At 58.8% G+C, this 12,451-nt stretch carries 11 protein-coding genes; 6 read left to right on the top strand and 5 right to left on the bottom strand.

All coding sequences use genetic code 11. From position 1 onward, the window contains the following. The 6 genes from BLT54_RS17015 (at nt 1) to lgt (ending at nt 5,568) form a co-directional block, all read left to right on the top strand. The gene (locus tag BLT54_RS17015; RefSeq protein WP_232616942.1) at nt 1–321 is read left to right on the top strand and encodes an SHOCT domain-containing protein; all 321 of its coding nucleotides are present in this window, start codon (nt 1–3) and stop codon (nt 319–321) included. A gap of 47 nt (nt 322–368) precedes the next feature. After that, the gene (locus BLT54_RS17010) at nt 369–2,369 is read left to right on the top strand and encodes a heme lyase CcmF/NrfE family subunit (protein WP_009573618.1); all 2,001 of its coding nucleotides are present in this window, start codon (nt 369–371) and stop codon (nt 2,367–2,369) included. A gap of 3 nt (nt 2,370–2,372) precedes the next feature. Next, nucleotides 2,373–2,933 (top strand): DsbE family thiol:disulfide interchange protein, encoded by a 561-nt coding sequence (locus BLT54_RS17005; RefSeq protein ID WP_009573619.1) that lies wholly within the window; start codon nt 2,373–2,375, stop codon nt 2,931–2,933. A 1-nt stretch (nt 2,934) separates the two neighbouring features. Further along, nucleotides 2,935–3,405 carry a cytochrome c-type biogenesis protein gene (locus tag BLT54_RS17000; RefSeq protein WP_009573620.1) on the top strand — a complete coding sequence of 157 codons (471 nt, stop codon included), beginning with the start codon at nt 2,935–2,937 and terminating at the stop codon, nt 3,403–3,405. Further along, complete coding sequence (gene ccmI, locus BLT54_RS16995; protein WP_009573621.1) at nt 3,402–4,565, top strand: c-type cytochrome biogenesis protein CcmI; 1,164 nt, start codon at nt 3,402–3,404, stop codon at nt 4,563–4,565. Before BLT54_RS17000 ends, ccmI begins: the two co-directional genes overlap by 4 nt. 97 nt (nt 4,566–4,662) lie before the next feature. Continuing rightward, nucleotides 4,663–5,568 carry a prolipoprotein diacylglyceryl transferase gene (gene lgt, locus BLT54_RS16990; RefSeq protein ID WP_028095401.1) on the top strand — a complete coding sequence of 302 codons (906 nt, stop codon included), beginning with the start codon at nt 4,663–4,665 and terminating at the stop codon, nt 5,566–5,568. Between the two features lie 57 nt (nt 5,569–5,625). Here the strand turns inward: lgt and BLT54_RS16985 are convergent, their stop codons facing one another. From BLT54_RS16985 to BLT54_RS16965, 5 genes are all read right to left on the bottom strand, one after another. Next, complete coding sequence (locus tag BLT54_RS16985) at nt 5,626–6,108, bottom strand: c-type cytochrome (protein WP_028095400.1); 483 nt, start codon at nt 6,106–6,108, stop codon at nt 5,626–5,628. A 121-nt stretch (nt 6,109–6,229) separates the two neighbouring features. After that, entirely contained in the window at nt 6,230–8,590 is a 2,361-nt protein-coding gene (locus BLT54_RS16980; protein ID WP_009573624.1) for a copper-transporting P-type ATPase, read from the bottom strand. A 65-nt stretch (nt 8,591–8,655) separates the two neighbouring features. Next, on the bottom strand, nt 8,656–9,546 hold the full coding sequence (locus BLT54_RS16975) for a ribose-phosphate diphosphokinase (protein ID WP_009573625.1): 891 nt from the start codon (nt 9,544–9,546) through the stop codon (nt 8,656–8,658). Next, nucleotides 9,546–11,060: a thymidine phosphorylase family protein gene (locus tag BLT54_RS16970; RefSeq protein WP_009573626.1), complete on the bottom strand. Its 1,515-nt coding sequence runs from the start codon at nt 11,058–11,060 to the stop codon at nt 9,546–9,548. The genes BLT54_RS16975 and BLT54_RS16970 overlap by 1 nt, the downstream gene beginning before the upstream one ends. Next, nucleotides 11,057–12,442: an MBL fold metallo-hydrolase RNA specificity domain-containing protein gene (locus tag BLT54_RS16965; protein WP_066707496.1), complete on the bottom strand. Its 1,386-nt coding sequence runs from the start codon at nt 12,440–12,442 to the stop codon at nt 11,057–11,059. Before BLT54_RS16965 ends, BLT54_RS16970 begins: the two co-directional genes overlap by 4 nt. Nucleotides 12,443–12,451: the final 9 nt, after the last annotated feature.

Here is a 12,451-nt window from a genome sequence, read left to right as displayed (position 1 = left end):
ATGACAGAAAAGGAAACCGACATGCTTAGACTTACCAACACAACCGCAGCATTCACACTGTTCGCGACGACCGCCATGGCGGACCCCGGCGGAGATTATTACGGCCACATGTGGGGCGGTGGATTTGGAATGCTGGGAGGGCTGATGATGATCGTGTTCTGGGGCGTGATTATTGCGCTGATATTCTTCGCCGTTCGCTGGTTCAGCGAAAAGGGCCGTGCCTCCGGGTCGAGCGCGCATGACATTCTCAGGGATCGCTTCGCGCGCGGTGAGATTGATGAAGAAGAGTATCGCAAGCGCAAAGCCGCTCTAGACGACTGAGAAAGTGATCACCAGTCGACCCCACTGCTAAAGATCGTGAGGCTCCTATGACCCCGGAACTCGGCCATTTTGTGCTGGCCCTCGCATTGGCGTTGGCCCTCGTCCAATCGACTATTCCTCTTTTCGGCGCGGCCCGGGGCAATCTTCTCTGGATGCGTTCGGCCCGGTCGACTGCTTTTGGGCAGGTCGTCTTCGTCGGACTTGCCTTTGCAGCCTTGATGCGCGCTTTTGTTGTCTCTGATTTCACTGTTTTGAACGTTGCGAACAATTCGCATTCGCTGAAACCAATGATCTTCAAAGTCGCGGCGACTTGGGGAAGTCATGAAGGATCGTTGCTTCTCTGGGTCTTCATTCTGACCATCTTCGGTGCTGCGGTTGCTGCTTTCGGCTCAAACCTACCGGAAACACTTCGAGCGCGAACTTTGGCAATGCAGGCATGGATCAGCGTCGGGTTCCTGTCCTTCCTTCTCTTCACATCCAATCCGTTCGAGCGCGTCTTTCCTCCGCCGCTTGATGGCGCTGACCTCAATCCTCTGCTCCAGGATATCGGCCTCGCGATGCACCCGCCTCTGCTGTATTTTGGATATGTCGGTTTCTCGATCGTCTTTTCGTTTGCAGCCGCAGCCTTGATCGAGGGACGGATCGACACAGCCTGGGCAAGATGGGTTCGACCCTGGACACTGGCCGCGTGGATCAGCCTGACTGCGGGGATAGCTCTGGGATCGTGGTGGGCATATTACGAACTGGGTTGGGGTGGATGGTGGTTCTGGGACCCGGTTGAAAATGTCAGTTTTATGCCCTGGCTTCTCGGGACAGCACTTCTCCATTCGGCGATTGTCACTGAAAAGCGTGACGCGTTCAAAAGCTGGACAATCCTACTCGCGATCTTGACGTTTTCGCTGTCACTCCTCGGCACATTTGTGGTTCGGTCTGGCTTGCTGACCTCTGTGCATGCTTTTGCCGTGGATCCGGAGCGAGGCCTATACATTCTTGGCCTGCTTGCGATTTCAATTGGTGGCTCACTTGCACTCTATGCGTGGCGGGCGCCAATGATGGAAGGTGGCGGGTTGTTTAAGCCGATTAGTCGAGAGGCAGGGTTGTTGCTAAACAACCTGATCCTGGCTACAGCGACTGGCACGGTTCTGTTCGGTACGCTTTATCCGCTGTTTCTCGAAGCCGTTTCTGGTGACAAGATTTCCGTCGGTCCGCCGTTCTTCAATGGCGCGTTCGTACCAATGATGCTCCCCTTGGTTTTTGTCATGGGTCTGGGGCCGTTTTTGTCCTGGAAACGAGCCGATCTCGTCGGAGTGCTTCAACGTGTCCGCTTCGTGGTGGTGCTGGCGGTGCTGGCAACGCTCGCAATTTGGTATTTCGCCAAAGGCGGGCCCGTGTTGGCATATCTTTCGATCCTCATCGCGCTTTGGTTGTTTTTTGCTTCCTTACGTGAATGGGCGCTGCGGGTCCGTTTGTTCGAGGTTCCGCTCCAGGAAAGCATCCGGCGTGCCCGCAATTTGCCCCGCGCGGCGCATGGAATGACGCTCGCTCATGCGGGAGTTGCGGTCTTGATGATCGGCATGATTGGCTCTTCGGTTTGGAAATCTGAAGAGATCGCATTTGTAGAGCCCGGCACGAGTGTCAACATTGCGGGATTTGATGTCACATTTGAAGGTGTGCAGCGCGTTCGTGGCCCGAACTATATTGCGGATCAGGGAACCCTGCGCGTCGAAAGGGGCGGCTCTTTCGTGACGGCTCTCAAACCTGAACGGCGCAGCTATCCGGTCGCACAAAGTACGACAACAGAATCGGCGATACGGTCAACCCTGGCGGGAGACCTATACGCTTCGATCACGGAACCCTCTCTGGACAAAGCCGAAGAGAGCGGTGCCTGGACTCTGCGTATTCTCTATGAGCCATTCGTCGGCTTGCTTTGGTTGGGTGCGGCCATGCTTGTCATAGGCGGCAGTCTGTCCTTGTCCGATCGCCGCTTCCGGGTCGGGGCACCCCAAAGCTCCAAGGCACGATCCACGAAACCGGTCGCAGCGGAGTGAGCAATGAAACGAGCTGTAGCGATTATTCCCTTGGTACTGGCAGTGATTGTCGGCGGATTTTTCTTGTGGGGCCTGAATCCCAATCGTGACCCAAGCGAGATTCCTTCGGTTCTCATTTCTCAGCCAGCTCCCTCGTTCATTCTCGGGCCGGTGCCGGGTCTTGATGTACAGGGACTGTCTCGGGAAAACCTGCTCGGAAACCCAACGCCAGTCGTCGTTAATGTGTTCGCTTCCTGGTGCGTTCCCTGTCGTGCCGAACACGCGGTTCTGAGCGCTTTGGTTGAGCGCGATGGCGTGCGTTTGTTCGGGATCAACTACAAGGATCAACCGGTAGACGCGGTCAATTGGCTTCAAAATCTCGGGAACCCGTACGAACGTATTGGCTTGGATCTGTCAGGTCGTGCCGGGATCGAGTGGGGGATTTCGGGTGTGCCCGAGACATTCATTGTCGGAGGCGATGGAACGGTGCTCTACCGATACGTCGGCCCGATCGTCGGTGAAGAGGCTGTATCAACCTTTCGCCAGGCTCTCCGACAAGCGGGTGTGTTAGAGGAGAGGAGCTGACATGCGTCGTTTTTTCCTTGTGTTGGCACTCATCATGCCAATGTCTGCGCAGGCTGTTGAGCCCGACGAAATCCTCTCCGATCCAATCCTCGAGGCTCGGGCACGGGAGGTTTCCAGGCAGCTTCGCTGCGTAGTTTGCCAAAATCAGGATATTGACAGCTCGAACGCCGGCGTTGCGCGCGACCTACGACTTTTGGTCCGGGAACGGTTGGTTGCGGGTGACACGAACGAAGATGCAATTGCTTTCATCCAAGCGAGATACGGCGATTACGTTCTACTGAAGCCTCCGTTTAAACCCGAGACCTACGCTCTCTGGTTTACCCCCCCACTCCTTGGGCTCTTGGCTCTGGGGATCGGTGGCGGCATCCTGATGGGCTCTCGAAAAAGAAAAAAAATCGCAGACCTGAGCGATGACGAGGAGGCCGAGGTCGCACGCATTTTCACTTCATCCAGCGAAGGGGACCACCGATGATATGGATTGCAATGGCAGTCCTCGCCTTGACTGCCTCAGGTATTGTTGCGGCTTCGGCGTGGAAGCCTGCCTTGGTGCAAGGTCCGGCCGAAGACAGGACTCTCGCAGTTTTGAAGGACCAGTTGTCTGAAGTCGATCGGGATGCTGAACGCGGCCTGCTTTCTGTCGCAGAGGCGCATGCGGCGCGACAGGAAATCAAGCGGCGGGTTCTCTCCGTGGGGAGAGTAAAAAACACCGGGGAATCCAACGGCGGCGGCAGGGTCATACTCATGGCTGCTGCGGTCTTTGTGCCGCTGTTCGCGGCGGGGTATTACAGTTTTGCTGGAGCGCCAAACCTATCCAGCATCGCTTTCGAGGATCGCCAGGCAGAGGTCGCGCAAAATCGTGAAATCGAAGCGTTGGCGCAGAAGCTATTGCAGCGGTTGCAGGCGGATTCAGAAGGCGGAGCCTTGGAGGGCTGGATGCTCCTTGGACAGACCTTCATGAAATTGGGCCGCGCTTCGGATGCCGCATCGGCCTACGAGCGTGCAACACAATCCATGAATGCCGATTCTGCTGTGTTTTCGATCTATGCGGAAGCTCTCATCGTTTCCGAACAGGGGATCGTGACACCCCAAGCGAAGCGGGCCATTGCAAGAGCACTTGAGCTCGATCCGACCAATCCTGCTGGAACTTTTTACGATGCTGTCGGGCTTGCGCAAGCGGGTGCGAATGAGCAGGCCTACAATCGTCTTCTCACGCGATTGGACGAAGTGGATGGGTTCGCACCCTGGATGGAAACATTTGTCGCGGAAGCAAACCGGATAGGTGCGGCACTAGGCCGAGCGCCTATCAGTTTGTCGGATTATGCTCCAGTAATGTCAGGCAATTCGCCCGGCCCCACTGCTGCAGATGTCGAAGCGGCCAGCCAGATGGATGATGTCGATCGAGATGCATTTATCCGATCCATGGTGGAACGTTTGGCAACACGCCTTGAGGCTGAACCAGACGATATCGATGGATGGATGCGTCTTGGCAGGGCCTACAGGGTGCTCGGCGAAACTGACCTCGCCTTGAACGCGTACAGTCGAGCCAAAGAGCTATTGGTGCCCGTTTCCTCCGAAGACCCGCGCCAAAGTGTCATTTTGCAGTCCTTGGAAGAACTCCAGTCGGGCCAATAGCCCGCGGAAGCTTCACTCGCGATGAACAAACCATGAGAGAGCACGAACGGCGTATGTGCACGATCCGACCTCACCCGAATGACTAGAAAGAATGTCCATGCCTTTGTCCGCACTTCCGTTCCCAAATATCGGGCCGGATATATTTTCGGTTGAGATCGGCACGTTTACGTTGACTCTCCGCTGGTATGCGTTGGCCTATATCATCGGCCTTCTCGTCGGCTGGAGAATTTGTGTTGCCACGGTCAAACGCGCCGCTCTGTGGCCTGCATCGGGCGCCCCGCTAACACCGCGCCAAATTGAGGATCTTTTGACCTGGATTATCATCGGGGTGATCGTTGGCGGGCGGTTAGGGTTCGTGATGTTCTATCAGCGCGGGTTCTATCTTGCCAATCCGTTAGAAATTCTGAAGGTCTGGCAAGGGGGAATGTCATTTCATGGTGGGTTTGCTGGAGTAACCATTGCCGCGCTTGTTTATGGCATCCGTCAGCGTATGCCGCTCCTGAGCATGGCTGACCTTCTCGCTCTGGCAACGCCTCCGGGCTTGTTCTTGGGCCGGATCGCAAATTTCATAAACAATGAACTATGGGGCCGCCCATCGGACATGCCCTGGGCCGTCATATTTCCCGGTGACGCAGCGCAATCATGCCCGGGAATAACCGACATTTGCGCACGGCATCCTTCGCAACTGTACGAAGCCCTTTTGGAAGGCCTGTTGCTTGGCTTCGCTCTCCTATTCCTTGCGTGGCGGCGCGGATGGCTTAGGACACCAGGGGCAATTTGCGGGCTCTTCCTGGCCGGATATGGTTTTGCGAGAAGTTTTGTAGAGTTGTTTCGCCAGCCCGACGCTCAATTCGCAGACGTGAACAATCCGATTGGGTATGTTGTGCAGTTTGGTGACTGGGGGCTTACGATGGGGCAAGTCCTTTCCTTGCCGATGTTAGCCGCGGGATTTGGATTACTTTGGCTGGCGCAGAAGCGGTCCGCCATAGGATCGGCATCTTAGGGCGCAAATGAAACTTTCGACGCATTGCCTTATTCTACTGCGATATCCCCTGACGCTTCAGTCGTGATCCTCCTCACCCATTTGGTGCATCATTTCTTCAATCTTTTCGGGGATGTCGCCGGCAGAGAATGCCTTCTGTTCTTCGGAATCGTGAACGAACGCGATGATATCGGCAAGCTCCTGACCTGTGAATTCAATTTGCCCGCCGAGCTCATCCTCTTGGGCAGCGACCATCGCCGGCGCGCCGCGCCACATTCGGGCGGCAAATTCAAACGGGTTCATTGGCAGGTCCATATACGCTGCATCAAGGGCGGGGGCATCCTCGCCTCCGACCCCGTTGATAGAATGACAAACGACACAGCCTTTCGAGGCGAACAGCGCACGCCCCTTGGCTGCATCCATGTTTGGCAGGAACAGTCCGGAGCTCATCATCTGACTCATCGCCCCATTATCTGTCATATGCCCGCTGTCTTGGGCGCCGACTGGCAGCCCCCACACCACAGCAATGGCTAAGATCATCTGTCTGGAAATGTAGGTCATTTTGGTCTCCTTGGTTTGCAGGTGATTGTCTGAACGCTGTTGCCCCTTCTCCGGCGATGGATTGTACCCAATACTGTTTATTGAACGGTCTGATGGACCTCGCGATCGTTCTTGTTTCCCCTCAAATCTGCGCGCGCCGTAGCCGAAGGGAGTTTAGGACGACCGAGATTGAGGAAGCGCTCATGGCAAAGGCCGCAAACATCGGACTGATCAAGATCCCGAGGAATGGGAACAAGATCCCCGCAGCGACGGGCACGCCCGCAGTGTTGTAGATCAGAGCAAAGAACAGGTTCTGGCGTATGTTCCGCATGGTCGCGCGGGCGAGTTTGCGCGCACGCACGATACCGTCGAGGTTCCCTTTGACGAGCGTGAACCCTGCGCTCTCAATGGCCACATCGGCGCCGGTGCCCATGGCAATCCCGACATCGGCCTGAGCCAGGGCAGGTGCATCGTTGACACCGTCGCCGGCCATGGCAACCTTGTGCCCCTTGGCCTGAAGTTCCTTGATGATCTTCGCTTTGTCTTCCGGCATCACATCGGCGCGGATCTCGTCGATGCCTAGACTGGACGCGACGGCCCTAGCGGTACGCTCATTGTCTCCCGTCGCCATGATAATACGGAACCCAAGTGCGTGCAGTTCCTTCAGGGCGGCCGGTGTGGTCGCCTTTACCGGGTCTGCGACGCTGACAAGACCGGCAACGTCATTCTCGACGACGACAAACATAACCGTTTCGCCATTATCCCGACGGGCATCCGCCTTGTCCCGAAGCTCTGCTGCATCAAGTCCGAGGTCAGTCAGGAGTTTCACGTTGCCGAGCGCCACTACCCGCCCGTCCACCGTGCCTTTGACGCCCTTGCCGGTGACCGCCTCGAAGGCGTCGGCTTTTGCCAGGTCGACGCCACGCTCTTCAGCACCGCGTACGATGGCTTCCGCGAGAGGATGCTCGGAGCCGCGTTCCAGCGATGCGGCAAGCCGAAGCACTTCTACCTCATCGTGACCCGGTTCAGGGTAGACGCCGACAAGTTTCGGCTTGCCTTCCGTCAGCGTGCCGGTCTTGTCGACGATCAGGGTATCGACCTTCTCGAACCGTTCCAGTGCCTCTGCATTCCTGATCAGGACACCCGCCTGCGCGCCGCGCCCCGTCGCCGTCATGATAGACATCGGTGTCGCAAGGCCGAGGGCACAGGGACAAGCGATGATGAGAACGGCAACGGCCGCAATAAGAGCATAGGAAAGGGCCGGGACCGGGCCCCAAATGGCCCAGCCAATGAAGGCCAGCACGGCGATGCCAATAACTGCAGGCACGAAATATCCGGAGACCTTGTCGGCGTATTTCTGGATCGGCGCGCGAGACCGCTGCGCATTGGCCACCATCTCGACGATTTGGCTCAGCATCGTGTCGGCGCCGACGCGCGTCGCCTCCATGATCAGGCTGCCGGTTCCGTTGATCGTGGCGCCCGTTACAGGGTCTCCTCCGACCTTTTCTACCGGTACCGGCTCGCCCGTGATCATGCTTTCGTCAACTGAGGACCTGCCTTCGACGACCATACCATCGACCGGCACCTTGTCACCGGGTCGCACACGTAGTCGGTCGCCGACCTGGACCTGTTCCAATGGAACCTCTTCCTCGCTTCCGTCGTCGCGGATAATACGTGCCGTCTTGGCGGCCATATCCAGAAGAGCACGGATCGCCTTGCCAGTGCCTTCGCGAGCGCGCAGCTCCATCACCTGTCCCACAAGGACCAGCGTGACGATCACAGCCGCCGCCTCGAAATAGACGCCGACATGCCCTTCGGCATCCCGGAACCCATCGGGGAATATGCCCGGTGCCAGGACGGCGATGATGCTGAACAGCCATGCGGCGCTTACACCCATGGCAATGAGACTGAACATATTGAGGTTCCTTGTCCGGAACGAGTTCCAGCCACGAACAAGGAAAGGCCAGCCGGACCAAAAGACAACGGGTGTCCCGAGCGCGAGTTCGACCCAGAGGGTGACGCGTTCACCGAATATCTCGCGCACCCCGCTCAGGCCAAGATAGGGGCCCATGGTCAGCACAAGGAGCGGTACGGTCAAAATGGCCCCCACCCAGAAACGACGGCTGAAGTCCACAAGCTCCGGGTTCGGGCCTTCCGCTTCCATGGCGGCCGATTCCAGTTCCAGCCCCATACCGCAGATCGGACAAGACCCGGGATGCGTCTGGCGCACCTGAGGGTGCATCGGACAGGTATAAACCGGGCCAGTGTAGTCGTTGGGAACCGAGTCCAAGTGGTTTGGCTCCACCGCGTCGCCCGTGTGCTGATGATGGGCGTGGTGTTGCGAGGGCTCGCCCTCCGGCACCAGATGCATCTGGCATTTCGGGCAATCTCCCGGTTCGGCGCGGCGTACCTCGGGGTGCATCGGGCAAGTGAAGACCGTGCCCGCGTAGCCAGAAGGAACTTGATCGTCAGATCCGTTGGCATGTTCGTGATGGTTGTTCATTCGGGGATCCTTTCCCGTATTTCTAGCTCATTGCCTCAAACCTAATTCTTCCAGTAACTGGAAGGTCAAGTGGCGCATTGAGCAACTTTCATTTCTGTCGCTAACAGCTCGCCGACGCAGACTGCGTTCGTTGAGTGTGGAATCGTATCGGTACTGACGATCCGCGCGGCACCGGCATGGCGGATTGCTTCCTCTGCGCCGTGTGCGAAAACCGCGTGGATAATTACGCAAGTCGCAGGTCGGGCACCGGCCTGCTCGAGTTGTTCGAGCGTTCGGATCAGCGTGTGTCCGGACGAGGCGATATCATCGAGGATCACGGGTGTCCCCTGTCGGAAAACGGCGCTGCCCGGCAGGCTGATCTCGACCTGCCGATCCCCGGAGCGATGTTTTGTCAGCACTTCGTAGGGGCGTCCGGCGAGCCTGGCGACTTCAGCCACCCATTGCTGGCTTTCGCTGTCAGGCCCAAGGAGCACGGCCTCTGGAACGTTCGCCGCAATCCAGTCGGCCAGCAGAGGGGCTGTGGCGACACGATATGCGGGAATGCGGAACAGCGCTGAAAGGCTCGGGTTGCGATGCAGATGGGGGTCAGCGGTCATCACCCAGTCGAAACATTCATCAAGAAATCCCGCGAAGATCGGGGCGCTCACAGCTTCGCGTGGATGAAACCGCTTGTCCTGGCGCATGTAGCCAAGATAGGGCGCGACCAGCCCCACACGCGCGGCCCCAAGTTCGCGCGCCGTCAGAGCTGCGAAACGCAGAGGCAACGCCAGCCGATCAGGATCGCGCAACGTGGCGAGGAAGGCGATTTCGCGTCCTGCAGGATCGCCGCCGAGCTTCACGAGGGTTTCACCATCGGGAAAATGGTGCAAGTCCACCGGCTGGATTTCGGCACCGGATGTCGCCGCCATTCTGCGCGCCAATGGCTCCATGCCGGGAAAGGGGGCGATAATGGTCATCAGTTTGCCTCCTCAATTGTGCAAAGTCCCAATTGCGCCTCGGCATAGGAGCGGGCGTATTCCAGTTCTCCCAGCGTTTCGGCGTGGATCTCGAACAGCGGCTTGCCAAATTCGATATGGTCACCGATCTGGACCAGAAGGCGCAGCCCTGCGAGCTGCTGCCGCGGTGCGCCGGCGAGTTTCGCTGTGCGCGCGATGCGGCGATTGTCAATCGCAATGAGGCGCCCCGCCGTGCGGGAGGTGATCACCGCATGATAACGCGCCTCACCGGGCTCAGTGAAACCGCCTTGTGCATCGCAAATCGCAATGAACTTCGCCTCGGCAGCGCCGCTGTCGAGCAGCTGTGCGGCCACCTTTCGCCCGCCCGCGCCGCCCGTCTCGGGGACAAGGTCCAGCAGCGCTCCAGCGATGTCGAGTGCACGGTCGCGCAGGTCGACAGGGAAGTTCTCGTTGCGGCGTAGCACGGCAAGGACATCTTGGGCTTCAAGTGCGGGTCCAATTCCGCGTCCGACAGGTGCAGTCCCGTCGCTTTGATGGATCGAGAGCGTCAGGCCGATGGCCTTGCCAACGGCGCGGAGCCGCTCTGCCAGCGCAGCGGCGGTTTCCGCCGAGCGGACCTTGGCCGTTGGTCCGACGGGCACATCGATCAGCACGCGCTTCGCACCGACCGCAGCCTTCTTCGACAAGACGCTCGCCACCAGCTGTCCGTCGCTGTCGAAATCGAGTGGCCGTTCAATCCGGATCAGAACATCGTCCGCAGGGCTGAGAGCGAGGTTGCCCCCCCAAACGATGCACCCGCCCTCAGCCTCGACGACGCGTCTCAACGCGGGGATGTCGAGCGAGACGGGAGCCATGACCTCCATCGTGTCGGCCGTGCCTGCGGGGGAAGTGATCGCGCGAGAAGAGGTCTTGGGGATCATCAGCCCCGCCGCCGCGATGATCGAAACGATGATCGGCGTGGTGCGGTTTCCTGGAAGCCCCCCGACGCAATGCTTGTCGTAGATCTCGGCGCCGCCCCAATCCAGCGTTTCGCCCGCCGCCTGCATGGATCGGGTCAGTGCGATGGTTTCCGCAATCGAAAGCCGGTCGCCCGCGCAGGCGGTGATGAAGGCTGCCAGATCGAGATCGGAGAGACGATGATCGAGGACGTCACGAATGATTGCGTCGAACCTTTGCTGCTCAAGGGTTTCTCCATAGACCTTGGCGCGGATCGCTGAGACGGAGTCCGGTGGCTCCGGGTGCGTAAAACTTGCCCGGTCCCCCGGTTGGGGCTTCAGGGCGGCCCAGGCTTCTTCCGACAAGGCGGCAGTGTCGTCGGGCAGCCAGTCGCCATTGGTCAACACGTTCAGCGTGGCAATCACCGACCTGTCGCCGAGCGTGACCTCGATCCGGGTCAGGGCTGCGAAGCCTTCGGCGCGGCAGACGTGGCAGTCTTCGCGCATGAAGACAACGGGTTGCCGGTAAGTGTCGATCCCCGCGCGGGACAGGGCGAGCGTATTGTCGATTTCTGTCATTTTGGATTGTCCAGCCGGATCGTTTCGAGGTGTTCGGGGGCGCGGGCAGGCCAGCCGAGTTCATGTTCGATCCGCCAGCGCAGCCGGTCCGAGGCAGAAGGTTCGCCGTGAGTCACATAGGTCATGCGCGGCGCGCGATCCGACGCGCGCATCCAGGCCAGCAACTCTTCGGCATCGGCATGTCCGGAAAAGGCTTCGAGCTGGATCACCTCTGCCCTGATCGGGAAATCTCGACCGAACATGCGCAGACTGTCCGCGCCAGCGGCCAGTGCCGCCCCGCGGGTACCGCCAGCCTGAAAGCCCGACAGCAGGATTGCGTTGCGCGGGTCGCCGCCGAAGCTGGCGAGGTGATGCAGGATCCGCCCGCCGGTCAACATGCCGCTCGCCGAAATGATGATCATCGGGCCATGCTGCGTGTTCAGCTTCTTCGACTCCTCGACCGAAGTGACCCGCTTGGCGATCTGGAACATCGCAAGGCAATCCTCCCAGGCAACGTGATGTTCTTCGTGATGGCCGTGGTAGATTTCGGTCGCGTCGATCGCCATTGGCGAGTTGAGATAAACCGGCACATATGGGATCTCGCCGCGGTTTTGCAGGCGTGCAATGTGATACATAAGCCCCTGCGCGCGCCCAACCGCGAATGAGGGGATGAGAACCGTACCGCCCCGCCCGAAAACACGTTTCAGGATTGGCAGAAGCTCTTCCTCCGCGTCGATGGCTGCGTGATGGCGATTGCCATAGGTGGATTCACAAACCAACACGTCCGCACCTGAGAACGGTTGTGGTGGTCGCATCAGTGCGTCGTTCTGTCGGCCGAGGTCGCCACTGAAGTGGATTGTCCTTCCCGGCAGTCTGATACGGATCTGCGCCGCACCGAGCAAATGGCCCGCCGGGATGAACTCTGCGGATATTCCGTCACCAACATCGATTGTGCTGTTGAAGGGAACTCTGTGCAAATGCTCAAGCGCCGCCTGAGCATCTTTCAACGTGTAGAGCGGCTTGGGGTTCTTGTGCTTGGAGTATCGGTGCCTTTTGGCAAAACGTGCCTCCTCTTCCTGGATATGGCCGCTGTCCGGCAGGATCAGGCCGCAGAGTTCCTCCGTCGCTTCGGTACACATCACCTTCCCTCGATACCCGCCGCGGATCAGCGCAGGCAGATAGCCTGAGTGATCGAGATGCGCGTGCGTCAGAAGTACGGTGTCAATGGTGGAGGGGCGTACCGGAAACGCCTTGCGGTTGCGGTCCCGCAGCGATTTGAAGCCTTGAAACAAGCCACAATCAACTAGAATGCGGCGATCCCCGGTTTCAATCAGATAGCGCGATCCGGTTACTGTTCCGGCGGCTCCCAGAAAACGAAGTGTTGGGCGAGTGTCCTGTGCCATGATCCTGTG

This window comes from Celeribacter baekdonensis (assembly GCF_900102315.1).
In the GTDB taxonomy this organism is placed as follows: domain Bacteria; phylum Pseudomonadota; class Alphaproteobacteria; order Rhodobacterales; family Rhodobacteraceae; genus Celeribacter; species Celeribacter baekdonensis.
This window is presented reverse-complemented; position numbering and strand designations above follow the sequence as displayed.